Genomic DNA, 26172 nt, shown 5'->3' on the forward strand with positions numbered 1-26172 from the left:
GAAGAGGAATTTTATGCGAATTGCGGTTGTCGGTGCTGGAGGTGTCGGCGGTGGATTCGGCGCGGCGTTGGCCAAGGCAGGCGCCGATGTCACTTTCATCGCGCGCGGCGCCCATCTTGCCACCATGAAGAACCAGGGGCTGAAAGTTCAAGGCGATCGCGGCGAGACCCATCTGGTGCCGACGAAGGCCACCGACGATCCCGCTGCTATCGGCAAGGTCGATATCGTGCTGTTTTGCGTCAAGCTGTGGGACGTCGAAAGCGCCGGCCAGCACATCAAGCCGCTGATTGGTCCCGATACCGCGGTGATCCCACTGCAGAACGGTATCGACGCCGCCGAACGGCTGGTCCCGATCCTTGGCAGCAACGCCGTAATGGGCGGTGTGGCGCAGATCAGTGCGTCGATCGTTGGGCCCGGCCTGATCCGGCAGGTCGGCAGCTTTATGCGCATGATCTTTGGCGAACTCGACGGCAAGCTCCGCAAACGGGGCCAGGATTTTCACGCGCTATGCCTGAAGGCCGGCTTCGACGCGACCTTGAGTGAGCAGATCCTGACCGAGCTATGGATGAAGTTCATCCTGCTCGCGGCCAATGCCAGCATCATGTCGGTGGCGCGCCAGCCGATCGGCAAGTTGCGCGACGATCCCGATATGCGTCCGATTTTCATCGCCGCGTATCAGGAAGCGATCGATGTCGGCCGCGCCAGGGGCGTTGCGCTGCCGGCCGACGCGCTCGAGCGGATTCTCGAATTCACCGGGCATGCGCCGCCGGCCATGAAGCCATCGATGGCGCTGGACCTCGAACGCGGCAACCGGCTCGAACTGCCCTGGCTCGGCGGCAAGGTCGTGGAGCTCGGCCGCCAGCTTGGCGTTGCGACGCCGGTGCACAGCATGATGTATGCAATGCTGAAGCCCTACATAATGGGTACGCCTGCTTGAGCGATCCCGTTATGGGCAGGAAGCCATAGACCAGATGCGGCCCAGGTATAGGCTCGGTCTTGGTGCCTCGATCGCCTCTGTACTCGGTCCAGATGCCAGCGAACGCGGCCAGCGGTCGGTCGTCGTTGAGAGCGAACCAGACCATGTCCTTCTTGGTCTGACGCCGATCTGTCACCTACGCCTTAGTACGTTACATTAAGCCTGACCTGCGTCTTTATGTTATACACCGGGTAGTCCCTGATAATAGGCACTCCGAGCTCGAACGAGAGGGCGACATTGTCCGACAATTTGCGTCCGATTCTGGCGTCGAACGGAAGGAATAGTCGCCCGGTCTGTCCGGTGATCGGATCGCCGAAGTTTATCCGGATGTCGGCGCTCGGGTAGAAGGTAATGAACCATCGGTCCGGTAGACCCAGGTTGAAGGTCGGCGCAAATTGCAGGTTGCTGATGTTTCTCTTGGTCGGATCGCCAGCGAAACTGACGTCGTATCGAACGATCGGCTCGATATAGCTGGATGAATTGATCTCCCACAGCGCGTAACGCGCACCGACAATCGGCATAATCTGCCATTTTCCTGAGCCGAAAGTGTCTCCGCCGGTGGGCGCGATAAGGCGCGCGCCAAAGCCGACCGCCCAACGTTGGCTCAGGTTATGGATGACGGCGGCCTGGACATCGGCATCGCCCGCCCCGTACAGGTAATCGCCATCGGGATTGCTTGACGAGATGGGGTTCTTGGCAAGCAGGGGCAGATCGGAGCGCAGCGCCAGAATCCACATAGGCGCCAGATCCAGCGCGTGATCATAACGCAGATTAAACGTCTCGGTCGTGACGTTGGTAATGGATCCCTTCGTGCTGCCGCTTCCTGGAGCCGTCTTATAATAGGTCATCATCTGAAACAGGTTCGACGGAGGCCTAAAGAAATCGTTGCCCGTATTTGCGCTTTGATCGCGGGAGGGCGCCTCTTGTGAGGATGCAATAGTCGGCCGCACGATCACAGCAACGAGGAGGCAAGCGCCGAAAAGCGTCCGGCCAACCATAACGGCTGCATCGCGTTCTTCCGATCCAGCGGAAATCCTCGCCTTCATGAACGCATCACACCCGTCCTTAGGCACGCAGCGATTCGAGGCCCACGTCGCAAGTGGTTCGATCAGTGTACCTGATAAGGTCGTCGGCCGCGCGGCTGCCGTCGTACGCAAATCGAGGGTTCGGCCCACAACACGCGATCATCGCGGAGGCCGTCGCTGCTCAAGCTTCCGAAGGTTGAGTTCGTCGACGACGGTCCCGGCAAGCCGGTCGGCATCAACCGGTTTATCGGACGAAAGGCCAATCTTCGCGTTCGGCAATTCGGACGGTGACCTGCAGATGTTGCAGTATACCGCGGGGGGCGACGGCGCGCGCTTCATGGGTATCGTGCATCACACCGATGCCGAACGGAAATCCATCTCAAACAATTGGGAATCACGGTACCGGCGCGCGCGCGAATATTTCGGTTCTGTCGTTGCGTCTTACAAACAGAGGTGAGCAGGACCTAGGTCCATCTCGACGTACCTCTGGTTTCCGTGGTGAGGTTTTGTTGCGCCTCGGCAAGCTGCGGCTACAAATCGTAGCTGTTCGCATCAAAAGGGTTCGATTGATCACTCGATACGCCAATGGCGGGAGCAATCTGATACTCGATCACCGCGCGTCAAGTTCGACGGGCACCAGAATTCGTCTTAAGAATGCAGGAGATCATGCGGCCCACACAAGGCTTTTCTGAAACGCCCCTTTAAGGAAACGGTCAGGAGAAACTCGGCCGATGACGATGATAAGTTAGATATCGGCGGCCAGCCTTCGGCCCGCCTTCTCCAGCCTTTTTTTGAGAGAAGAAATCGTGTCTGCGAGATCCTTCAGCTCGCCAGACTCAAGCTCCGAGAAAAGGAACCTGGTCAGCAGTGCTTGTTTAGAGGACAAGTCGCGAATCTGCCGAGACGCTTTTTCCGACAAGGACATCAGCACCACTCTGCCATCGTCCTTGGACGAAGTCCGCCGGAGGAGCCCTCCTTTTTCCAAGAGCTTAGACTGCGTGGTCACGAACGGCTGGCCGACATGAAGCAGCGTTGAAACGTCCTTCACCGGAACACCTTTGCCGCGATCCAAATCGGCCACCGCCATCAGGATCATCCACTGAGGCCCGCTGATTCCCAAGGCTTTGGCCCAGAACTGACGGATATCATTGAGATGAACGCTTATCGAGGTGAGGTCCCAGAGAAATTCCCGAATGACGTCCTGATTCTTGCCATTGTTGCCGGCCTCGCCTGTGGGATTGGGCTTTTCGTCCCAAGTTTCCCCTGCGGCCCGCAGGGAACGTGTCCGCTCGGTCATTGTCGCCTCGAATTCTCGATTCACTTAACTAGATCAATTAATTAAGTGCAGCAAGTCCCGCTTCTCGGCTGTGGCAAAAAGACCACACGTCCCTACATTCATTTATTTCATTAGATAAAGTATTTTGAAAAGATAGTTTAGGAATGCATTGTTCCGTTCGACGCTGATCGGGCGTTCCGCCGAAAACGATCTCTTCCACTTCTTACGGAAGCGAGGGGGCAAAGGCGCCTACGGCGGTTTTGGGGAAAAGGGCGCTGATATCCCGCGGATCCAGACCCTACAGAGCAACTTGGAGGTTTAATATGAAAGTGGTTAAGAGCCTTATCCTCGGCTCAGCGACGGGTCTTGTCGCCATGAGCGGGGCACAGGCGGCCGATCTTCCCGTAAAGGCCAAAGCGGTCGAATACGTGCGGATCTGCTCCCTGTATGGTGCCGGATTCTACTACATTCCGGGCACTGATACCTGCATCAAGATTGGCGGCTATCTGCGCATTGACACCACGTTCAACGGCAGTACCGTTTACGATGCACCGGCCTACAGCGGCGACTCCGGCCAGGGCAACCGGTTCTACGACCGATTTCAAAGCCGTTCTCGTATGGCGTTGACGGTCGATACCCGCACTGCGTCCGAATACGGCGTGGTCCGCACCTTCGCTCAGGGCGACTTCCAGTTCCAGAACTTCGGCACTGCCAACCCGGCAGCCATCAGTGCGGCGCCTACTGTTCTGGGTGGCTTGAATAATGCCACGCTGTCGAGCGTGGGCGGTGGCTATGTCGCCGTTGAATACGTGTTCATCCAGTTCGCTGGGTTCACCTTCGGTAAGTCGTCTTCGGCCTACGCAACGCCCTGGAACGGTTATCCGGGCAACAACTCGTCGTTCCTGATCGGTGGTAATGACTCCGTCACCGGCGTGAACAATATCCAGTACACCGCGCAGTTCGGCAACGGCGTGTCAGCCAGCGTTGGTCTCGATGATCCGACCGTGTTCAACCGCACCAGCCTCATCAATCTCTCGATTCCCTTTGGCACACCGGCCGCAGGCACCAATGGCTTGGGGACCAGCGCTTGGGGCGGAGCGTTTATGCCGGACGTTGTCGGAAACGTCCGGGTCGATCAGGCCTGGGGGCTGTTCCAGCTGTCGGGCGCATTGCATGCGGTCAATGGTTCGTACAACGTGCTGGGTGCGGGCGGCGTTCCTGTGACAGGCCTGACTCCTCTGACAGACTCCGTTCTTTCGGGTCATCCTGAAACGAAGTACGGCGGCTCGGTGATGGCAGCGTTGCAGATCAAGAACATCCCGACCGGTGCCGGCGATGACATCAAGTTCGATGCGAGCTGGGCCAAGGGTGACACCAAGAACGTGATCGCCACCTCGGGTAGTTCGCCGAACTTCCTGATGCTAGGTGGTGTTCCCGGCCAGTTTGGACCCGCCAACAGCCTCGCCTTTGGCGCGACCACGGATGGTGTCTGGCTTCCGACGGCTAACGGCGGCGATGGCTCGATCCACCTGACCGAGTCCTACGGTATCCGTGGTGCCTTCAACCACAACTGGGATCCATATTGGTCGAGCAGCTTGTTCGGCGGCATGGGCTGGGTGCGGTACGACGACACTGCACGGGCCAATATATGTGCGGACTTCGGCGCAGTGGTCCCAGGCCAAGGTATAACTTATAGCTGCAATCCGAACTACAGCATCTCGATGCTGGGTGTCGTTACCCGCTGGACCCCTGTCAATAACTTCACGTTCTCGGCGGAAGCCATCTGGACCCATCTGAATACCAGCTTCTCGGGAAGTGCCTTCTTCACGCCGGGTGCTCCTCAGCCGGCTCAGACCTGGAGCTTCGCCAACCAGGACACCGTGTCCCTCAACGTTCGCGTTCAGCGCAACTTCTGATCGCGATCATCTGACAACGCTCTAAAAAACCCCCGGCAGGAAACTGCCGGGGGTTTTTCTGTCCAAAGACCTCAAGCCCGGCGGAGGATGGGAACAACCACCTTGTTCGGGCGATCGTGGGATGAGCCACAACCGAACAAGTCACTGACGTTCGTCAACCGCCCGGTCCCCGTCACAAGTCAGACGCACTCAAAGATCGGGCGCGCGAGCCATGGTCACACAATTGACCTACTCACTTATATTATCAAATAATGTATTTTGCTCAGGCTAATTTTAAGGTATGTTGTTCGCGTGTGGCTGACCAAATGGTTGGCGGCCCATCCGCGATAAGGAGCAGACACACACTCTTCATGTTTAATACCTCCGGACCTCCGGCAATGCCCTGCCGGAGGTCTTTCGCCTACATCACACGGCGCGTGTCATTCGAAGTTGGAGAAAATCGCGATCTGCGAAAGCTGGTGAGTTCGCCCTCAAGAAAGTGCCGCTCTAAGTTTTCCGCGCGGCAACCCAATTGAAATAACTGCTACGGTGGTAAAAGGGTCGAGCATGACGAAGCAATGGAAGGTTTCCGAAGGCTATGGGGTTCTCGCCGCCGATCGAAAGGCGCCCTCTTTGCGAGAAACATCCTGGAATAAGGATGTAGGCCGGCAGTTTCTTTGGGACATCATTTCTACCAACATCCATGTCGACGAAATCCAAAGCTTCTGGGCCAAAAGCCTGAATCTTAGTAGTCCTCAATGGATGATCCTGATGGCGCTGAGCGATCTCGATCGCGGTCAAGGGGTCCCCGTGAAGGACGTATCGACCAAACTTCATGTCGATCGATCCTTCATCACCGTTCAGTCGAAGCTTCTCGAAAATGAAGGTCTCGTTCGACGTATTCCTTCCAGGGATGACGCCAGGGTGGTCCTGTTGTCCCTGTCCGCTAAAGCTCGCAAACAAATTTCGGATCTTTCCGCAAAGCAGGAATTACTAGCCAAATTCATCTTTGCAGACCTCGATGCTCCGGCGCTTAGGGATTTTCTAGACCGGCTCGCGTCGCTTAAGACGAAACTCGAGAAAGCCGCCATCAAGCTGGTCGCTGATATCTAAGCTCCGAGCGATTCCTCCCGTATGACGGCGACTTCCGGTCGCGAGTTGCGATTGTGCGAGGGACGGATCGAGATATACCAAGCTACGACTCCGAAAAACAGCACGACTGCCAACGCAGACATGCGACGTTGGCGAGAGAACCAGGGCGCCCGGATTGCGAGCGCCGCGAAGGCGGCCGCCAACCCAATGCGCACGCCGGCCCACGGCAAATTCGAATAGTAGATCACCAGGGTGGCCCAGGCGAGAGGCACGGTCAGGCACAAAAAGCCGGCGACCGCGATCAGCCAGCCGAAGGGTCTGGAGAGAAATCTGCGGAACGAACTTATTGTTTCTCCGGCTATTTGAACCAGCGAACGCAGGCTGGCGTCGCCGGCCGCAAGGGCACCAAGGCGTGTGCTATGTTACGACGGACAGAACGGCCGGAAAGGTAAACCGACCAGACTTCTCTTGTTAAGAGCGCTCGGGTAGATCTGGGTTCGGTCATGTCCGTCTAGGATAACTTTGAGTCCCTGGCCTCGATCGATATGGCGGATCCGCGAAGATCTCGTGCGGTCCGTTCGTTTCGAAGGCGCGATCCTTGGAAGGGCAAACTATTAAATGACCATCGGAAGCATCGTCCGAACCCGTCCCGTCCCGGCTCTGTACGGATTGATGATTGCCTCGCTCGTGGCATTGCTGCCGCTTCCGCCGCTTTTGCAGGATCAGGCCTACCATCAGTTCGCCGACCAGCGCGAATTGTTCGGTATCCCGAACTTCTGGAATGTTGTTTCAAATCTTCCATTCGTCGCCGTAGGTGCAGTCGGTTTGCTGCGATTTCATCGCGACACGACGACTACGGTGCTTTTTGCCGGAATATTTTTGACTGGCTTTGGCTCGTCCTACTATCATCTAAATCCGAACGACAGCACCCTGTTTTGGGATCGGCTACCCATGACCATTTGTTTCGCCGCCATCCTTTCCGCCGTCGTCGAGGAGCGCGTCGATGCGAAAGCGGGCGCGATGATGTTGCGGCCGCTGCTGGCCATCGGCATTTTCAGCCTTTTGCTATGGCGTTGGACCGACGATTTGCGGCTTTATGCTTGGGCGCAGTTCTTTCCTTTTCTCGCCTTGGTCGTGATCCTGCGGCTGTTTCCACCGAAATATACCGGCACGCGCTATTGGGTGATCGCCGCGGCGTTGTATGCGCTCGCCAAATTGCTGGAATTCCTTGACGAGAAAATCTACTCGCTCGGCTCAATTGTGAGCGGGCATACGCTCAAGCACCTCGCCGCGGCGGCCGCCAGCCTTGCAATCCTGAGACTTTTACAGACCCGCCGACCGATCGCACCATAGTTTCTCGGCCGGTGTGGTCCATCTGATGTTAGTTTGGTCCACTCAACCATCCCCTTGGCGTTTCTTCGGTGCGAGGGCGATATCCTGGATCATAGAATTGGAATCCGACTGCGGATCGATTTTCGCCATGCGCTTTGCCGATCGCGCGCTCATAGGCGCCGATCTCGCCAAAGTTGCGGCCGCCGAAGGCCAGCATGGTCTAGGTAATCTCGGCGACCGTCCGTTCCTTCGTGTCCGACTCGGGTCATTCGCGTCGATATGACGACTCTCGGACCATTCCGGTCTGCGCCGACCAATGGACATTCTTCAGCGTCGGTCGGCAGTTCGGTTTCGTACATTACCGGACATACAGGTCCATGCTGCTGACGCAGATGGCGGGATTTTGCTCAACCAAAAGCGGTTACGTGTCGATCTCGTTCATGAAGATGAATGGAACTCGATGAGATGTTTCGCATTTTATAGCAAAGGTAACCCTTGCGCGCCGGTTTCGCCGAGTGCACGCTTGGCAAGCGATTTCACAAGAACTTACGGAGGATGCGACCATGCGACGGGTCAAGCAAGCTTCGAAGCAGAAACGCACAACTAAAGCCGCCGCCGTGAAGGTGCTGGGTGCCGCCGGACTGAGTTTTTCGCTGGTGAGTAGTGCATCCGCATCCACGATGCCCACTGCCGGTATCCCGCAATCTGGCAATACCTCGCCCAATCAGCGCTTCGTTCTTAGCGAAGAGGAAATGGCCGACGTCAGTCTCGCCACGTTCCATCTCTTCGATAGGGAAAACGTTGGCAGCGGCGTGCAGCTTGCGCGCGGATGCGGTGGTTGCGGTTGTCGAGGTGGCGGCGGGTGCGGCGGCTGCCGGGGTGGTGGCGGGTGCGGCGGCTTCCGTGGTTGCGGCGGTGGCGGGTTTGTTGGCTGCCGAGGTTGCGGCGGCTGCCGTGGTTGCGGCGGCTGCGGGGTTGGTGGCTTCTGGTTCGGTGCCTGCGCGGGCTGCGTGGCTTGCGCGGGTTGCTGCGGATCCTGGGGAGCGTGCCGCTTGTGCTAAGTCCCACGAAAAGCGCCGTTGTGACGGCCGGCGGATCGCTTCCGGTCTACCCCAACAATCAGACAAACTCGGTGTCGGCCCCCACTTCGCAAAAGTGTACAAAGGCAGCCTTCTGACGGCCAGTACTTATCGCTTGCGCTGATGTTCGCGGGCAACGCGAGCACCTGCGTCGCCTCTGCCTTAGCTATTTCGTACGAGTAAGTCCCGCCGCAACGATCACAGCTTTGGGTCAGACTCGGACCTCAGATCGTTGTCGGAGCCGGGTCTGTTGATCCCTCCGGAAACGGACAGCGCACGGTGGAAACGACACGATTGCCCCTCTCGGACGTCAGCGACCTCCAAAGTTCCTTCTCTCCGGCCGCGACGTCTTCAAAGTGACCAGATTAGGTTGCGACAATTGCTCGCATTCTGATCGTTGGGGTAGGCTTACCTTGTTTGCCGAGCGCCAAAGGGAGTGAAATCAGATGCTCATGTCTCGAGCTCTTTGGGTACCGGTTGCAGCCACAACGGTTCTTGTTGGTGTGCTGCTTTCCGCGCCAGCCTTCGCGCAGGCGCATATCCGCGGCACGCTGACCGCGGCGAAGGACGGAACGATCAGCGTCCAGACCGATAAGGGCGGAACGGAATCGATCAAGCTTGCCAACGACGCAGGCCTTTTCCTGGTGACCACGGCCGACATGAGCGCCATCCAAGCCGGCAAGTTCGTCGGCATTACCTCTATCGAGCAGGACGGCAAGCGCGTCGCACGCGAAGTTCATGTGTTTGATGAATCGCTGCGCGGTCTGGCCGAGGGGCATTATCCCTGGGATCTTGAATCCAAGCCGAACATGATGACCAACGCCAATATCGCCAAGATCGAAGAGGTTGGAACGGACCATGTTGTCAGGCTGAATTACTCCCGCGGTGAACAGACAATCACAATCCCGACGAGCGCGACGGTCGTCGCCTTTGACAAGGCGCCGGCCGATCAACTGGCCGTTGGACGCAAGGTCTTCGTCGTTATGAAGAAGGACGGCCCGGAAGCCGCCGCGGTCGTGATCGGCGCTGAGGGCGTGAAGCCGCCGATGTGACGACGCGATAGATCTCAGCGAGGCGATCGGCCACACGGCCGATCCGCGTGGTCGCAAAGTGATAGGGTTTGGCCATGGACGGGGCGTGACACTGAGGCGATGGAGCTAATGCGCCGCGGCGCGCCAATTCGAATACGGGGAAATCTGCATGGCCACGATGCGCGATCACAAGTCGAACAGACCTGAACAACGCGCCGCCTCGAACACGCCCTCCGGCTTATTGGCCGAAGTGCGGCGAAGGTGACGTAAGTACTTAGCTCCGCACGCCGACATGGACATGCACTTCGATGCGTTCTGGAGCGGAGCTCATCTACCGCGCGGAACGGACAATAGGTTTTACGGCGGCAGATATCATTTCCGCTCGGCTGCGTTTCACACTTGTGCCACAGGCCTACAGGCTGCCTATCAATCCGCGGAGGGTCCGCTGGTTTGTGCGGATGACGCAGAAGCCATTTCAGTAAGTGGAGCGCGCACTCGCTTGGCCCCGTGAAAGACCACCCCCCCCCCGACCGGAGCCAATATCCGGCCGAACCACGATGATCGGCCCACAGTGTGGCCGCCGATTATCCGAGCCCTCGCTCCGCTGTTATTTCGTAACCATCCGGCTCGTGGCGGGAGGAGGTGCCGCTGCGGGTGAGACGACAAATGTCAGCCATGTGTTCCAGCCAGAGGGCCGATCCGAGGCGGCAAATTCCGCGTAGCCCTTGAGATTGATGTAACCTTGAAGGGTCTGGCTAAGGGGGAAGACGTAGCCAAATTGCGGCCCGATGCCGAACACCCGCGATTGGAAGCAACCGACGCGGTCGCCCGAGCCGCTGTCGCAGCCGATTTCTTGGTACGCGTAGCCTACCAGACCAACCTGAACCTGCTTGGTCAGGAATTGCGACGCGCCCCAATCGAAGTGCAGGTCGACGCCACTCTGATACTGTGTTGAGGGATTGATGAAATTATAGGTAAACCCCAGAACACCTGAGAACTCGTGGCCGGTCTCCGGATTGAAATAAGTGTAGCCACCGCCTGCGTCGATAGCACCGTGCCCGATACCTAAATTCGACAAGCGGTCGGATTGGTAGGCTCCAACAGGTATGTCGCCGGTGATGTAGGCCATGTAGTTGTTAACGCCAGCATTCCAACGCAACGCGAATTGCGGGACCAGATCGCCAAAACCCCACGTCGTATCGCTGAAGCTGTCATTTCGCATGAACGGGATGCTACCGCCGCCCGGTCCTGTTAGACTTCCCGCCAATTGGCCTGCCAGACTGGTGCTGACGACACCGTAGGCACTCACAAGGGAAACCGATGCCTGGCCTCCAAGCACCGGCGTTGCGAACACATAGGTCGGAATGACAAATCCAAGATCTCCGGTAGCATTTACGCTCGCGTTCAGACGAGCCGACAAATTGGCCGGAACCTGTCCAATTTGAATTTCTCGAGCCAAGGCAACGTCGCCACCTGCCGACACCGAGGTATGATAATAGACGTTAGCCAACGACCAACCCGGTTGCTGGGGAGCGGCTGCGAGACTTCCAAAGAAACCGGGGACCCAGAAACTGACGCCGCTTTCATCGGCCAACGCACACTGGGAAAAAAACGTGATCACGGACGCCAAGACGATTACAGCAACGCCAAGCCTGCGTCGATTTGCTGAGATCGACCGCCCGCTTTTCGCTGCGGCTCGCGCAATTCTCGCTGTCATGTTGTGCCCCGTAAGTGTGTCACCTCCCGAATATAACTCAACGACATGATAACCTTGGAGCAGGCGGGGCTCACCATCTAAATTCCGCAAGGGTTCAATTGCCACAAGAAAGATGAATGCTGCGACCAAACAGCAACAGACGCTACAGCAGGGACATGGGGGTCTGGTCTCATCGAGCTACCATGTCACGATGGCATGTTAGTGATCGAGCATAACTAAGAGCAAAGGTGCCAGACCATGCAACTCAAGCGCGCGATCGCCGCCATCGTTCTCGTGTCTGCCTTTGCCGCACCTGTGGCCGCAGGCACGTTCGAGGATGCAGTTGATGCGAATCCAGAGGCGACTACACAAAGGCCCTGCGTCTTATTCGTCCGCTGACCAATGACGGTGACGCCACAGCCCAGTTCAATCTTGCGTTAATGTATATAACTGGTCAGGTCGTGCAGCAGGACAGTGCTGCTGCCGCATTATGGTTTCGGAAAGCTGCGGAGCAAGGCTACGATCTCGGGACCCTGTATCTCCACGGCCGAGGCCTGACGCAGGACGATACCGAGGCAGTACTGTGGTTTCGGAAGGCTGCAGACCAAGGCGACGCCGTCGCCGAGTTTCTACTCGGGAACCAATACGCAAACGGCAAAGGCGTACCGCAGGACTATGTTCGTGCCCACATGTGGTTCAGTCTAGCGGCGGCACAGGGTGAGCAAAGAGCGGTGAAGACTTTAGAAATGGCCGAACCGAGGATGACGCCTGCTCAGATAGCCGAAGCGCAGAAGCTCGCACGCGACTGGAAACCAGCTACGCAGTCAACTCGTCATTAAAGGAGCGTGCTCTGCGGCCTGCCCCCCAACTTGCAACCGTACAACGCCGCGCGGTCAGCTCCTCCTGGAAACACTATAGCACCGTCGGCCACGTCCGCAGCTGACAAAGGTTTTACTGGTGATGGTGCGGTTGTCTCTTATCTAAACAACAATGGAGACAACCATGAAACTTACGGCAATGGCACTAGCCTCTGCGTTCGCGCTCTCCAGCACCTGTGCATTTGCCCACACGGTTCGTCACAAGTCGAACGTCAGGACCCATCCCATGCATAGCGATGCTACGCCGTCAGTCGTCTTGCATCCGAGATATGGCAATCCGAACGGCAATTTCAGTGGGTACGGGAGCCGCGATGTGTGGGGCCACTGGGGTGCCTACTATGGACCCATGATTCCCACAGGCGCCGGCGGTAGGTGAAAGCAGGTCCCAACCGTCTTCAGGCTGATGAGTCGGGGCCCGGATGGCGCAGCGACACGGCAGCATCATTCGTTTGCGAGAGATTGCGAACTGTTCTTCCGCGCCATCATTCCAATGCGCCGACACCGGTAAACAGGAGTCCGGCCAGAACGGATACGGCTTTCGTTCGCCAGGGTACCACCCGTGGGGCGCGAGCCGAGGAAGGACGGTACGCAAGACAGAGCCCAAATAGCATCCGCCTGGCGATCGAATCGTTTTGAAGCTCTGCCGAGTGCGGCACCGAGTTCGATGCCAACCGTCCTGGAAATCCGCATTACGCTTCGAGGCGGATCGGCAGTTCACTTTTGGGCCGGTGCCTGGGCGTTGGCGTTGTTGGGATCGGGTTTGTTGGCTTCGTGATGGCCGATCACGCAGCCCGCTGCAGCACCGAGCTTTCCGTGACCAGCCATGTGGCCGGCGATGCCGCCGACGACAGCTCCTTTGATGCATCCCTTGGCATCGGCGCCGGAGACCGACGCAACTGAGATGGCGGCTAGGCAAGCCGTCGAAAAAATCCACTTCATGGGGTGTCCTCCGATGCGCTATTCCAAAGGACAATGCGGCCCGGCGCAGACGGTTCCGGATGCCGGCTCCAAGCAGCGCTTTTAGATCGCGATATGGTCGAAGTCGGCGGCAACCCGGCTGTTCGGGAAGATCTATCGTCGAGCCCCTTTTTGAAGGGACCCCGTGAGGTGCGAGGGCCTTGCCCGATACATTAGATTCTTAGGGATGTTTGGCAATTTTTGACGCCCAAAGTTGCCTCCGCCGTGCCAGACTATATCCAGTACGCGAACTGCCAAGCGACCATTTGGTGAGCACCGGGCATAAGCCGCCCCGAGAATTCATGGGACCGCCATGCATATTGAAACTGACTTAAAACTGGATTTCCGTGACGTACTGATCAGGCCGAAGAGATCAGTTCTGACCTCAAGGTCCGAAGCACAAATCACAAGAACATTCCGTTTCCGACACGCAACGACGGGCTGGACGGGGCTTCCACTGATCGCATCCAATATGGACACGATTGGCACCTTCCAAATGGCGGCAAGCTTGTCCCAGTCTCAAGCGCTCGTCGCTCTTCACAAATATTATTCGGCGTCAGATCTGATTGAGTTTTTTGGATCAGAAGCCTCCCGATATGCCTTTTTTACGATCGGCACATCTTCGGATGACTGGCAGAAGTTGGTGCAGGTCAAACGCCAAGTTGCGGTACCAATGATAAACATCGACGTAGCCAACGGATATACTCAACAGTTCCTCGACGCCGTGGTCAAATTGCGCGACGAGAATCCCCAGGCCATCATCATGGCAGGTACTGTCGTCACCGCCGAAATGACTGAGGCGTTGATCATCGCCGGAGCGGACATCATCAGGGTCGGCATCGGCTCGGGATCCGTGTGTACCACACGTGACCTCACCGGCGTCGGTTTCCCGCAGCTTTCAGCCGTGATCGAATGTGCGGACGCCGCCCACGGGCTGAAAGGCCATGTGTGCTCGGACGGCGGCTGCGTTGTTCCTGGCGACATCGTGAAAGCAATTGGCGGCGGCGCCGACTTCGTGATGCTTGGCAGTATGCTCGCGGGGCACGCCGAATGCGCAGGCGAGATCGTCCACGAAAGCGTCGACGGCAGACAGGTTCAAAAAATGGTTTTCTATGGGATGTCATCGGAAACAGCGATGAACAAGCATCATGGCGGCGTCGCCGAGTATCGGGCGGCCGAAGGGAAGACCGTGACCGTCCCCTATAAAGGAGAGGTCAAGGATACGATCAACGCGATCTCCGGCGGTCTAAGGTCTGCCATGACCTACATAGGGGCGGAACATTTGAAGGAAGTTACGAAAAGGACCACGTTCATAATGGTCAATGCTCAACGCAATACAGTCTACGGCTGATAGTCACATGGACCTTCGATTTCTAACAAAAAACGAGCATAAACTCGCGGGGCCGTTGGGCCTTTTCCCTTGGCATCGCCAGCTCGGTTCTCACGTTCCTTACAAGAGCCTGGTTGAGCTTCGCGCCATCTACATGCCGGATGTCGCTCGGTCGGTATCAGGACATCCACCGAACTGATCCCGGAGGTAGGGTCAACCCTCGGCTTTGACATCACCTAATCCGCTTTCGACACTTCATCGACGGTTCGCTTGCGCTCGCCTCTCAGAGACTTGTCAGCATGCCATCGAAAAATCTCTTCACGGCTCCGTGAGAGCCACGCAAGCGAGGGTAAATACCGACTTGCCGGCGCTCATGGCGCGGTTAACCTGAACAGCCACCTGTGCAGGAGGTTTATCATGGCCGCGAACACTGCTGACGGCGTGCTGCTTTTAGCAAAGAAGCTCGGGGGCGTCGTGCTGATCCTTTTCGGCATCATCGGCATCGCCGTCGGTCTCGAATATCGTACCACGGGATTCTCAGCCGGAATAACGGGAGCGGGGATTGTGGCGCTCATCTGGGGCATGGCGCTGCTGGCGCTGAAGATCATCCGCCGCAACACAAGCTAGTCGACCATCTTTCGGCAGCCGGTATGGCGCCACAGCGATCTTGCACATGATCTCCGAGAACCCGCACCGCGCCCAAACTGACGGTCAAGGAGCGCAGCGATCCGATGGCGCGGTGGGTTGATCTCGTCGAAAGAGAGGCAAATGATGGATCGACGCCAGGTAGACGCGTTCGCGTTCATGATCGCAGTGACGTGTTTTACAGCGCCCATGGCCGCTGCAATGCTCGGATATATCGCTCATTACAATTTTGGGCTGTCGCGGCTGGAAATTCGCATCCCAGCGGTAGTCGGCGCAGTCATCATCGCAATTGTCATCGCTACGCTGGTGGCAATTGACTTTTTCTGTAGAAGGCTGCGCAAGCCATGACCCATCCCAAGCATACAGGGCTGGAAAACCGCCCTAACGGGTGTACGCTCGACTCGCTACGAGGGGAGTTGCCATATGACAGCCTTCTTTTGGTATACAGGCGTTGCTGCATGGGCTCTGATCGTGCTCGCCGGCCTATCGTTGCTCGCTGCCGACGCTCATGATCGATCTGTCCAGAGACGGACGCGCAACGGCTAAGCCCACGCGAGGGCGGCCCGTCTTGTTGTTCCGGCTCGCTACCGATCGCGACGACTTAGTGAGCCGATGAGATCTGACACGAACTAAATACCGCTCCGGGTGTAAGCCCTGAGCGCCCTTCACTCTGCGAAACGCTGGATCACCAGCAGTGGTCGACACAAATCCAACGCGGGTCCCATGGCGCGCGATCGATAAGCCGCTTTCGGGTGATGACCACCCTCACTCAGCGAGGATGGGTGCGCCGTTTTTGGGCTGGTACGGCGTTGATCGGCGCACAATCGCGTTCTTGTTCTTATTGGGCTTTAGTGATCGAATTTACTATTCTGAGAGAATGCAGGGGGCGATTGCCATGTTCGCAAAGCTTATCCGCACCGTCGTAGCTGTTACAACTACCTGTCTGATCACATGGGGCGGAAACGCGCGTGCGGAAATACTTGTCACGACTGCCGCCATATCGCGCGGCGAGTTAACGATCGTAGGAAGAGTTAGGCGACCGCGCGAGCCGAGCGTGCATATTAAAATCAGCTCAAACAAAACAGTGCAAGTCGAGAGCAGTTCGACTGGAGGGTTTCGTTGGATTGGACCTGAATTCCCCTCCACTTGCATAGTCGAAATTAGCTCGGGGGAGGACAAGAGAGAAGTCGTGATACAAAATTGCGGGCTTCCCGGACCAGCGGGACCGCCCGGACCGGCAGGTTCTCCCGGGCCCGCAGGACCCGCGGGCACGATGGGCCCGGCCGGACCCAAGGGAGAGCCTGGCGAAGCCGCTAAGCAATAAATCAAATCAGGACACAAACGCCGAGGCCGCCAGATTAGGGCGGCCTCGTTGCACCACTCGCCGCCGCAAAACAGTGCTGAAAATCACCTACAGCGCACGCGGCCCCAGCGATCTCGCCAACACGTGCGGCAATGCCGGCGCCCCCAGCGGTCTCGCCAACACCGACGCCACGAAACATCCGTCACATCGCTAACATTGGCAGTGATACCCGCCGCCTGCGGGAAGATCCGTTGTCGCCGGAGGTAGAGAAGCTGCCAGAATGCGTGGCCGCTGCGGAGCGTGTTCAATCCCGATCGCAAGGACCACCAGTCGGCCGGCGCAAGCTGAAGCGGGATCGATCTCAGCAGTTGCTGGTCGCGCAAACCTTAGCCTTCTGCAGATTATGGCTCAGCACTACAGCGGCGCCGACCAGCACGGCAAAGGAGATAGCGGCGATAAGCAGTATCCTCTTCATGCTGGTGACAATATCACAATAATGCTGCGGTGCATGGGTCGGCGCCGCCGAGGAGACTGTGGTATAAGCAAGCAGACGTGGCTGCGACCCGCTGCTTCCTATCGTATTCCGTTTCAGACATTCCCGCTTCTGTGGCGAAGGTCCGGTCCAATGGCGGCGCCGGAACTACTTCGAAGCAAAGCAGACCGTGCTTGCAGACCTGTTGAGTTCGAAACCTGATTCTGGGTCAAACGCTCATGTCGACAGCCATTTCCATCCTGGGCGGTGTGGGCCTGTTTCTGCTTGGCATGACGGTCATGACCGACGGGCTCAAGGCGATGGCCGGCTCCGCGTTGCGGACAGTGCTGGGCAAGGCTGCGGCTACCCCACTCCGCGGTGCCTTCTGGGGCGCCATCGCCACGCTGATCGTCCAATCTTCGAGTGCGACGACGATGACAACCATCGGCCTCGTAAGTGCGGGCCTGCTTACCTTTCCTCAGGGACTGGGCCTGGTGTTTGGCGCGAATATCGGAACGACAGGCACCGGCTGGTTAGTCGCCCTGATTGGCGTTCGCGTTTCACTGACCGCGGCCGCGCTGCCGATGATCTTTGTCGGCGCGTTGGTTAAGCTGCTAGGCAGCGGGCGAGTTGCTGGCGCCGGTGCGGCGCTGGCCGGCTTTGCTCTGGTGCTGTTTGGGCTAACGACGTTGCAACAAGGCATGGGCGGGCTGGCCGAACGGTTGAACCCGGCAGACCTTCCAACCGTCCTCGCTGCCCCGGGCGCCGCCTGGTGGTCCGGTATGCTTGGTGTTCTGGCGTTGGTGCTGGTCGGGCTGGTGATGACTGCGGTGATGCAATCCTCCACGGCCTCGATTGCCCTGACACTGTCTGCTCACTATGCGGGAGCGGTAGGACTCGATCAGGCATGCGCGCTCATTATCGGTCAGAACATCGGAACAGCGACAAGTTCAGCAATGGCCGCGATCGGTGCGAGTGCCACCGCCAAGAGATTAGCGGTCGCATATATCCTGTTCAAATTGATCGCTGCGATGATCGCCTTGGTATTATTCCCAATCGTTACGCCTCTTCTCGTCCGGGCGTCAAACACGATCGACGGAGTGACGTTGCTGGCCGGGTATCACACCGCATACAATGTTATCGGGGTCGCGGTCCTGCTGCCGATCATCAACAGTTTCACGCGTTTTGTTGAGCGCCTGCTTCCAGATCGAAACTTGGCGCTGACACGTTGCCTCGATCCGTCGGCACTCACTATTCCGATCGCAACCGAGGAGGCGGTGCGGCGAACGGCTGCGCGCGCGCTGGGTGTCGTGTGCCAATCGCTCGGCGGTGTTCTCGCGGGAACTCTGCCGCCCGACAAGGCAGCGCCTTCGATGCAAGAGGCAGCCGGAGCGCTGAGTCAGGCACAGGAATTCATGTCCGAGGTGAGCGGGCCACCGGAATCGCCGGCTGAGCAGCGCAGGCTCACCGCCACCATGCATGCGTTGGATCATGCGGCGCGCCTGGCCGAGGTAGCGACCGAAACTGATGCCTGGACCGTACACGATGGCGCGGAAGCCGTCCGAGCCACTCAACTCTGCGCGGACGCATTAAAGTGCGCTGCCGAGATCGCGGCGCATGTTGCTGCTGCGCCTGGCTCCCGCCTCAGTGACGACGTGCAGCGAAAGGCGTCATCGTCCGAGCGGTTGGATGCGCCGATCGTTGGATCTACCCCCCCGATTCAAGAAGCCCTCCTTCGCCTGGAACAGTGTGCCAAAGACCTGAACTCTCTCCAGAAGGATCACCGTGTTGCCACGCTGGGCGCGATCGCCAGTGGTTCAATGACAGCAAGCGAGGCAATGGCTTCCGTCGACGCGGTGCGGCGCATGGACGCGATCGCTCATCACACCTGGCGTTCGGCGGCTCAGTTGGTGGAAGACCATCCAGAGTGGCTTCCGGCAATCGCACCGGTGCGGTGAGGCCCGACTAGTATTTCAATTCCACAAACCGCCTGCCCTTCAGCGTTGCCTGATCGTCGTAAGCGCCTTTGGTTGATCGCTTGGGGAGCTTCACTTTTTTTCGTTTCAGCTTCGGATATGGAATCGCGCTGAGGAGGTGATTGATGCAATTGAGGCGCGCTCGACGCTTGTCATCGGATGGTACGATGTACCAGGGCGCGAACTTCGTATCGGTCGCCGCGAACATAATGTCCCGGGCCCGCGAATACTCGAACCATTTGCTGCGCGAGTACAGATCGGTCGGGCTCAGTTTCCAATGGCGCAGCGGATCGGTGATGCGAGCTTCGAAACGCTGTTTCTGCTGCTCGTCGCTGACCTCCAGCCAGAACTTGATGAGCAGGATGCCATCGTCGACGACATACATCTCGAACTCGGGACAGACTTTGAGAAAATGCTGATGTTGCGCCTTCGTACAGAAGCCCATGACGTATTCGACACCGGCCCGGTTGTACCAGCTACGATCGAAAATGACGATTTCACCCGCCGCAGGGAAGTGTCGGAGGTAGCGTTGCATATATAGCTGAGACTTGTCGCGATCGGACGGCGCTGGCAGCGCCACCACCCGAAATACGCGCGGGCTGACGCGCTCGGTGATCACCTTGATGATGCCGCCCTTGCCGGCGGCATCGCGGCCCTCGAAGACGACGACAACGCGCAGACCGGTTTTTTTGACCCAATCCTGCAGCGCACACAGCTCGACCTGCAAGGCGCGGAGCGCTTTATTATACTCCTCCCGCCCCATCGACTTATCGCGTCCATCCATTGGCTTCCTCCGCTGCTCGGAATCGCTCGTTGCGACACGTGATTAGCCGGATTCAACGGCGCGATATTGCGGCTCTGGAGGCGGCAATACAAGCTGCAACGCCGGTTACGGACGACCGCTAACGGATTCACACCCGATCCAAACAACAGACGACGTCGCTCCACCTTGCTAGTCCGGAGTTACCGCGCCGCAACATTGTCGACAGGAAGTTTACGCGCGCAGTTGGACGCCGCTCCCCAATCAACCAGACGAAGCTTGGTTTGCACGGGGGCGCCATTTCGTGCCGCTTTACTCGCGTTTCTGCTAAGGTCGCTTTGGAGATCGGCTTCTCAGATTGCAAAAGTGCCTCCAGAAGTCATCTGGCGGCCGCACGCCGGAGTAAACGGGATCGCTCGAAACCGGATGCATGATCAGATCGCGGAGCACGGTAATGAACTCTCAGGTCACGACCGGATCGCAGAGCGACTTCACGCCTTGGCATGCCGTCGCAGCGGATGAAGTAATCCGCCGTCTCGATACTAACGTTCAGTCCGGTCTGTCTGCGGCCAATGTTCAGCAACGACTCGAGGAGTACGGCCATAACAGGCTCCCGGAGGGGCGCAAGCAAGGGCCGTTCAAGCGGTTCTTGCTGCAGTTCAATAACATCCTCGTCTATGTTTTGCTTGGCGCGGGCTTCGTCAAGCTGATGGTTGGCCTGTGGCTCGATGCGTCGATCATCTTGGCTGTTGTTGTTCTCAATGCATTGCTCGGCTTTTTCCAGGAAGGAAAAGCCGAGAAGGCCTTGGACTCGATCCGAAACATGTTGTCTGCCGAAGCCCGAACCGTGCGCGGCGGCGAGACCCGTTTGGTTCCGTCCGAGGATCTGGTCCCCGGTGACATCGTGCTTCTCGAATCCGGCGACAAGATCCCGGCGGATTTGCGCCTGATCGACGTAAAGAACCTGCGGACCGAAGAGGCTGCCCTCACCGGCGAGTCGGTCCCCATCGACAAGACCACGGAGCCGGTCGCTGAACGTGCAACCGTCGGGGATCGAGAAGGAATGGCTTTCTCAGGAACGCTGGTCGCCTCCGGACGCGGCACCGGTATTGTCGTCGCAACAGGCGACAATACCGAACTAGGCCGTATCAACCAGATGATGGCGGCCGTCAGCGCGCTCGAAACGCCGCTGCTGCGTCAGATCAAGAAATTTGGATACGCGATCACCGCGGTGATCGGCGTGGTGAGCGTCATCGTGTTTGCCTTCGGCAGATGGGTGCGGGAGATGCCCTTTGTGGAAATCTTCCAGGCCGTGGTCAGTATCGCCGTGTCGGTTATTCCAGAAGGCTTGCCGGCTCTCATTACCGTTACGTTGGCGATCGGCGTTCAGCGGATGGCCCAACGCAATGCCATCATCCGGCGCCTCCCCGCCGTCGAGACACTTGGATCGGTGTCCCGCATTTGCTCCGACAAGACCGGTACGCTCACACTCATGGAGATGATGGTCGTCTCGGCGGTCACGGGTGAAGCGGCCTACGGCATCACTGGCCAAGGCTACGCCGCAACAGGCCAAATTCTCAAAGATGGAAAGTCCGCCGACAAGGATCCGGTCTTGACGCTGATGGGCCGGGTGTCGGTGCTCTGCAACGATGCCGAACTGCTCGAACAAGACGGCGTCTGGAAAGTCGAGGGCGATCCGACCGAGGGCGCGCTATATCCGTTTGCCGCGAAGATCGGACTTGACCGGCAGGCAGAGCAATCGGCATGTCGCCGGGTCGATATCATCCCGTTCGAATCCGAACACAAGTTCATGGCCACCTTGAACGAGGATGCGGCCGGTAGGCAGATGCTTCTGGTCAAGGGCGCTCCGGAAATCATCCTGGAGAATTGCGACCGGCAGCAGGCCGACGAACCGGCGCCGATCCAGCGCGAATATTGGTTGCAGATGTCGGATAAGCTCGCCGCGCAAGGGGAACGCGTGCTGGCCATGGCATGGCAGGAGCACCCGGACGTCAAGGCCGGTAGCCTTGGTCCGGCAGATCTCCCGACGAATTTGGTCCTGCTCGGGTTGATTGGATTGCTTGATCCGCCACGCACGGAAGCCATCGAAGCGGTCAAGGAGTGCCATGGAGGCGGTATCCGCGTCACGATGATCACCGGCGATCACAAGATTACCGCCGCAGCGATCGCCAAGATGCTGGGTATTGGCGATGGGAAGACCGCCATCACCGGAGCCGAAATCGAGGATATGGATACCGCGACGCTACAGGAGCGGGTCCGGGACATCGACGTGTTTGCGCGGGCGAGCCCCGAGCACAAGCTCCGTCTGGTCAAGGCGATTCAGGCAAACAAGCAGGTCGTGGCGATGACCGGCGACGGGGTGAACGATGCGCCCGCGCTCAAGAAAGCCGACATCGGCGTTGCGATGGGAATCAAGGGCACCGAGGTCACCAAAGAGGCCGCCGAAATGGTGCTCGCCGACGACAACTTTGCCTCGATCACGGCAGCGGTCAAGGAAGGGCGCACGGTCTTCAATAACATCGAAAAGGCGATCTTGTTCATGTTGCCGACGAACGTGGCCCAGGGACTCGTGATCATGGTTGCCATTTTCGTTGGATTCACGGCGCCGATCACGGCGCCTCAGATACTCTGGGTGAATATGGTGACGTCTGTGGCACTTGGACTCGTCGTCTCCTTCGAACCACACGAACTTGACGTCATGCAACGATCGCCGCGCGCGGTCGACCTTCCGATACTCGACGCTTTCGGAATTTGGCGTGTCATCTTTGTCGGCCTGGCGCTGCTCACACTTACCTTGTGGGCGTTCTTCTGGATGAAGCAAAATGGCGCATCGGATGCGCTTGCGCGAGCCGTTGCCGTCAACGCACTTGTCATTGGTCAGATATTCTACCTGCTCAATAGCCGTTACAAGATCGGATCGTCGCTCTCCCTGAAGGCGCATCTGGACAATAAGTACTTGCCTCTGGGCATCGGCGCGGTCGTTATCTTGCAGCTTTTGTTTACCTACGCGCCGCCACTACAAGTCCTCTTTGAAACTGCAGCCATTCCACTCCGCATTTGGCCTTGGCTCTTGTTCGGCGGCTTCGTGTTCTTTTTCGTGGTAGAAGCGGAGAAACTGATCATCCGGCTAACGCGTTCGCCGGAAGGCGTAGCTGCGGCAGTCCGAGCCCCCTAACGTTGAATGGTGTTGGGTGGAGGAACCTTAACCGGTAGTGAGCCTCAATAATCTCAAAGAAAGGAACTGGAGATGAACGCAAGGAAGATGCTCAGTGTTCTGACCATTGGCGGAATTATTGTTCTGGCGGGACCGCCCCCAGCTGCCAAAGCCGTGTCGCCAATCGATCCGAACCCCTTTTGGGCCTCTTTCGGGAAAATGACGACCGAAGTATCTTCGCGCAGTCACGTTAAGCATCGCCAATGGCGTCATCGCGGCGGCCGGCATCCATTCTACGGCAGTGGCCACTAGCGGGGGGCGCCGGGATTTCCTGGACGGAGTCATACCTTCCTGGCGCCGGATAGCGCGGCTTCGATCCCACAAACAACAAACTCGTTAGCGAACATATCCCCTCGCCCGTGTCATACGAACAGGAGAACGCTTCCCCGCCGTCCGATTCATGGAGCGTCCCTCAGACGCCTCGACCGGATGTCGGTCTCAGGTCGTGGAAGCACCATGCTGCCAATCGCCTTCCGCAACGGGCGGCGGACCTCAATCGACCGAAGGCTGCGCATGGCTCACTGTCCGGTCTGAATTAGCAACGCCGCCGTGGCATGGCCGACGTGCTTCATGAAGCCGGGCATTCGAAAATACGGTGGCCCTTCTCGTCCACGACGAATACGAGATTTGACCGGCAGAACTCGCCCGCCTTGCTCAATTCAGTAGCGAGGAATTTAGCCTGATCTATAACTTGCTCTGGACTCGAAAGGCGGTTTCCCACTTCATCGGAAAAGACTTTCGGGCCGTCGCAGATATGGAAAAAGTATCGCATGGCAGCGTTAGCGGAGCCGGAACGAGACGCGTTCTAGCGTCTGAGAGGCTCTCACTTCCTGAAAGTGACTGCGGACGGCGTACCGGGCGAGACGTCTCCAGCGTCGCGCCGACTGCCATGGCTCAAACGATTCCAGCAATTCCATGGCCTGCGAGTACTTCCCATATGTCCAGGCGAATGCGCGTATCGAGATGAGCTTATCGCGGGTTATGCTAAGGAGGCGTTCGACGAGCACAAGCTTTAGAACTTCGCCTACGACAATCACAATCATCCCCACCGCCATGTGGCCCGTACCAATCAGATAAACGGCAACCGGCTTGACGGGTTCGAGAACGATCAGAGGCACAGCGAACAAGGCTAGGGTGGGATAAGGGTGCAACGAAACTATCCGGACGCGAAGACTTCCGAATATCCAGTGTGCGGCAATCCGGTTGACGAAAGGTCGAACAACCGTCACGAAGACTGCATCCACAAGGAAGTAGATAGCCGCCAGTACGAATGTTGCGGATTTAAAAATTCGGTTCATATGAATCTCCGAACAACCACGCCTGAATAAGTTGCGGGTTCGAACGTTCGCTGGAGATAGGTTCCGACGTATTACGCCAGGCTGGCTAGTGGATTAATCTCTTGTAACAAAACGCAAACCCGGCGAGACAAAACGCCGCGTTGAATTCGCCGGTGCGCTGGGTCGTATGACGCCCCTGCTAGGGTGGCGGCGGGCACTTCGTGGGGAGGCTGTCGTCGCTACCACGACCAATCCGCGTCGATGGAGCGTGGCGGCGCCGATCCAACCACTCGAACAACTTTGCGCGTCGTTCAGGATTCCTTCCGGCTTGACCAGAAGGTCATGCCAATGCCAACCACGAAGGCAGCAGCAAGAATGACAAAGAGCATGGATTGCTTGACCCACGAGACCGCCGGGACGGCGAGAGCCAAGACGAACCCGAGAAAGCACAGTTCGAGCGAAGCTAGATTGAGCCCGGCCAGAAAACAGCCGAGCGCCAGCAACATCAGAAGGACCAGGCTGGTGGCTGGCGCTGGCAGCAATTGCTGAACACCGGTCAGCAACATAATGTTCATGGCAACGAGGACGGCAACCCAGTGAACAGTCTGGGTCCAAATCAGCCGGACTCGCGCTTGCTTGTCTTTGGGCTTGTCCCATTCGGTGAAAATACACACTCCACCGGATATCAGGGCTAGCAACTCCCAGTAACCAGCAAGAGGCTTTTGCGCCATATTCGAGTAGGCCACGCCGGCGAGCGCCAGTGCCAAGACCAGCAGATAGGGTACACGCCGGCGCCAAGCATTGGCGTTGCCGGAATCGCCCGGGGCAGTCTCTTCCCGCAAATTGTCTTCACTCATGATCACCCCCATTTGGATTTGCGGGCTTCAGATCTTCATTTCGTAATCCTGCCGCCCCCGCCTTCCGCTTGATCCTGCACCAAGCCATCTTGTCGACTGTTCATGCCCGACAATGGACCGAATCTGCGGCGGATCCGCTCGGCATGGAGCTTCCTGAAGCAAACAACAGTCCAGTCACCATGGTCGCGAGACTTGGCACAATTGCGTCAAATTGCAACTCGGCGCGGCTTCGTCCGTCACGGCGGCGTCGATGCTCCGACCCGCTCCAAACTAACATCCACCGTGGGCCACCTGACAAAGAGCAGCATTGACTGAAACAACATCGCCGTTGCATTCAATAACCGTGCGAACTTGATCGTCGAGCGCTTCGCGAGGAGTGGAGAGCGACGGCAACGCATGTTGTCGATTTGGCTGTTCGTCCTGTGAGGAATTTGGCGCGCAATCGTAAGAATTTGAACGTTTTGAGGAGCAACTGATGAAGCGTAGCCTGGCGTTGCTATTTTCCCTGGCGCTGGCCACGACAATTCCCTTGGCCGATGCGCTCGCGCAAAGTTCGCCGGGACGCGGCGCGGTAGGCGGCGCGATCATCGGAGGCGCCGTCGGTGGTCGCCGGGGGGCCGTAATCGGCGCAACCGCCGGGGCCATCGCAGGAAGCCACGGACGGCATTGGCATAGCCCCTATTATTGGCGCCATGGTCGTTGCTGGGTTCGTTCGCGACATGGCGCATCGCATCCGGTAGCGAACCGCTATTGCCGCTGACATCGATTTACCGACCGCGTTCCATCTTTCAGGCGACCTGGACCCCAGTCGGAAAGCTGAACGGGTTAAACGCAGCACGCGGAATTGTGCGAGGCCAGTTGTCATTACGGCGCACATATCAATCCGTCAGGATAAGCGAGATCAACGCCTGAGTGAGTCCCTTGCTTACTCTTTTGGTAGGGGCGATTAAGCGGGCGAAGCAGTTGGAGTCGGTTGCAGCATTACTTAGTGTTGGGCTGCTCTTTCGTTGTCGCGGACCGCATACGCCGGCCTGACACGCGACTGTCTCAACGCGTCTATTGATTCTTTGGTTCACTTAT

At 58.0% G+C, this 26172-nt stretch carries 20 protein-coding genes and 2 pseudogenes; 13 read left to right on the forward strand and 9 right to left on the reverse strand.

All coding sequences use genetic code 11. From position 1 onward, the window contains the following. Nucleotides 1–13: 13 nt before the first annotated feature. Nucleotides 14–937, forward strand: coding sequence for a 2-dehydropantoate 2-reductase (locus BLV09_RS14820; protein WP_146687850.1), 924 nt, complete (start codon nt 14–16; stop codon nt 935–937). Between the two features lie 16 nt (nt 938–953). On the opposite strand, the pseudogene BLV09_RS38055 reads toward BLV09_RS14820, so the two are convergent. Together BLV09_RS38055 and BLV09_RS14830 are read right to left on the reverse strand one after the other, a co-directional pair. Next, nucleotides 954–1091, reverse strand: a pseudogene (locus BLV09_RS38055) (SOS response-associated peptidase); the annotation flags it as partial. Nucleotides 1092–1119: 28 nt separating this feature from the next. After that, nucleotides 1120–2022: a transporter gene (locus BLV09_RS14830; RefSeq protein ID WP_146687851.1), complete on the reverse strand. Its 903-nt coding sequence runs from the start codon at nt 2020–2022 to the stop codon at nt 1120–1122. 147 nt (nt 2023–2169) lie between these two features. On the opposite strand from BLV09_RS14830, the pseudogene BLV09_RS38060 reads away from it, so the two are divergent. Next, nucleotides 2170–2458, forward strand: a pseudogene (locus BLV09_RS38060) (hypothetical protein); the annotation flags it as partial. Nucleotides 2459–2746: 288 nt separating this feature from the next. Here BLV09_RS38060 and BLV09_RS14840 read toward each other — a convergent pair. Further along, nucleotides 2747–3298 carry a MarR family winged helix-turn-helix transcriptional regulator gene (locus BLV09_RS14840; protein WP_100386678.1) on the reverse strand — a complete coding sequence of 184 codons (552 nt, stop codon included), beginning with the start codon at nt 3296–3298 and terminating at the stop codon, nt 2747–2749. 302 nt (nt 3299–3600) lie between these two features. Between BLV09_RS14840 and BLV09_RS14845 the strand changes: the two genes are divergently transcribed. The 4 genes from BLV09_RS14845 to BLV09_RS14865 all read left to right on the forward strand — a co-directional run bounded on the left by BLV09_RS14845 (nt 3601) and on the right by BLV09_RS14865 (nt 9727). Further along, nucleotides 3601–5193 carry a porin gene (locus BLV09_RS14845; protein ID WP_146687852.1) on the forward strand — a complete coding sequence of 531 codons (1593 nt, stop codon included), beginning with the start codon at nt 3601–3603 and terminating at the stop codon, nt 5191–5193. A 546-nt stretch (nt 5194–5739) separates the two neighbouring features. After that, complete coding sequence (locus tag BLV09_RS14850) at nt 5740–6285, forward strand: MarR family winged helix-turn-helix transcriptional regulator (RefSeq protein ID WP_100386676.1); 546 nt, start codon at nt 5740–5742, stop codon at nt 6283–6285. A 597-nt stretch (nt 6286–6882) separates the two neighbouring features. Beyond that, entirely contained in the window at nt 6883–7617 is a 735-nt protein-coding gene (locus BLV09_RS14855; protein WP_146687853.1) for a ceramidase domain-containing protein, read from the forward strand. A 1510-nt stretch (nt 7618–9127) separates the two neighbouring features. Then, nucleotides 9128–9727: a hypothetical protein gene (locus tag BLV09_RS14865; RefSeq protein ID WP_146687854.1), complete on the forward strand. Its 600-nt coding sequence runs from the start codon at nt 9128–9130 to the stop codon at nt 9725–9727. A 586-nt stretch (nt 9728–10313) separates the two neighbouring features. Here BLV09_RS14865 and BLV09_RS14870 read toward each other — a convergent pair. Further along, nucleotides 10314–11423 (reverse strand): SphA family protein, encoded by a 1110-nt coding sequence (locus BLV09_RS14870; protein WP_146687855.1) that lies wholly within the window; start codon nt 11421–11423, stop codon nt 10314–10316. A gap of 374 nt (nt 11424–11797) precedes the next feature. Between BLV09_RS14870 and BLV09_RS14875 the strand changes: the two genes are divergently transcribed. Then, nucleotides 11798–12241: a tetratricopeptide repeat protein gene (locus BLV09_RS14875; RefSeq protein ID WP_283806867.1), complete on the forward strand. Its 444-nt coding sequence runs from the start codon at nt 11798–11800 to the stop codon at nt 12239–12241. Between the two features lie 753 nt (nt 12242–12994). Here BLV09_RS14875 and BLV09_RS14880 read toward each other — a convergent pair. Further along, the gene (locus tag BLV09_RS14880) at nt 12995–13219 is read right to left on the reverse strand and encodes a hypothetical protein (RefSeq protein ID WP_146687857.1); all 225 of its coding nucleotides are present in this window, start codon (nt 13217–13219) and stop codon (nt 12995–12997) included. 331 nt (nt 13220–13550) lie between these two features. Between BLV09_RS14880 and BLV09_RS14885 the strand changes: the two genes are divergently transcribed. From BLV09_RS14885 to BLV09_RS14905, 4 genes are all read left to right on the forward strand, one after another. Continuing rightward, on the forward strand, nt 13551–14588 hold the full coding sequence (locus BLV09_RS14885) for a GMP reductase (protein WP_146687858.1): 1038 nt from the start codon (nt 13551–13553) through the stop codon (nt 14586–14588). Nucleotides 14589–14984: 396 nt separating this feature from the next. After that, complete coding sequence (locus BLV09_RS14890; protein ID WP_100386668.1) at nt 14985–15194, forward strand: hypothetical protein; 210 nt, start codon at nt 14985–14987, stop codon at nt 15192–15194. A 141-nt stretch (nt 15195–15335) separates the two neighbouring features. Then, complete coding sequence (locus tag BLV09_RS14895; RefSeq protein ID WP_146687859.1) at nt 15336–15560, forward strand: hypothetical protein; 225 nt, start codon at nt 15336–15338, stop codon at nt 15558–15560. Nucleotides 15561–17226: 1666 nt separating this feature from the next. Further along, nucleotides 17227–18945, forward strand: coding sequence for a Na/Pi cotransporter family protein (locus BLV09_RS14905; RefSeq protein WP_146687861.1), 1719 nt, complete (start codon nt 17227–17229; stop codon nt 18943–18945). Nucleotides 18946–18952: 7 nt separating this feature from the next. Here the strand turns inward: BLV09_RS14905 and ppk2 are convergent, their stop codons facing one another. Then, the gene (ppk2, locus tag BLV09_RS14910; protein WP_244549094.1) at nt 18953–19747 is read right to left on the reverse strand and encodes a polyphosphate kinase 2; all 795 of its coding nucleotides are present in this window, start codon (nt 19745–19747) and stop codon (nt 18953–18955) included. Between the two features lie 430 nt (nt 19748–20177). On the opposite strand from ppk2, the gene BLV09_RS14915 reads away from it, so the two are divergent. Further along, nucleotides 20178–22919: an HAD-IC family P-type ATPase gene (locus tag BLV09_RS14915; RefSeq protein WP_146687862.1), complete on the forward strand. Its 2742-nt coding sequence runs from the start codon at nt 20178–20180 to the stop codon at nt 22917–22919. Nucleotides 22920–23526: 607 nt separating this feature from the next. Here BLV09_RS14915 and BLV09_RS38780 read toward each other — a convergent pair. From BLV09_RS38780 to BLV09_RS14925, 3 genes are all read right to left on the reverse strand, one after another. After that, nucleotides 23527–23730 (reverse strand): DUF6894 family protein, encoded by a 204-nt coding sequence (locus BLV09_RS38780; RefSeq protein WP_433994396.1) that lies wholly within the window; start codon nt 23728–23730, stop codon nt 23527–23529. 7 nt (nt 23731–23737) lie between these two features. After that, nucleotides 23738–24256, reverse strand: coding sequence for a hypothetical protein (locus BLV09_RS14920; protein ID WP_174556543.1), 519 nt, complete (start codon nt 24254–24256; stop codon nt 23738–23740). A gap of 290 nt (nt 24257–24546) precedes the next feature. After that, nucleotides 24547–25092 carry a hypothetical protein gene (locus BLV09_RS14925; RefSeq protein ID WP_146687863.1) on the reverse strand — a complete coding sequence of 182 codons (546 nt, stop codon included), beginning with the start codon at nt 25090–25092 and terminating at the stop codon, nt 24547–24549. A 475-nt stretch (nt 25093–25567) separates the two neighbouring features. On the opposite strand from BLV09_RS14925, the gene BLV09_RS14930 reads away from it, so the two are divergent. Beyond that, nucleotides 25568–25852 carry a hypothetical protein gene (locus tag BLV09_RS14930; RefSeq protein WP_146687864.1) on the forward strand — a complete coding sequence of 95 codons (285 nt, stop codon included), beginning with the start codon at nt 25568–25570 and terminating at the stop codon, nt 25850–25852. The last annotated feature ends 320 nt before the right edge of the window (nt 25853–26172 follow it).

Source organism: Bradyrhizobium canariense, from assembly GCF_900105125.1.
GTDB lineage: Bacteria > Pseudomonadota > Alphaproteobacteria > Rhizobiales > Xanthobacteraceae > Bradyrhizobium > Bradyrhizobium canariense_A.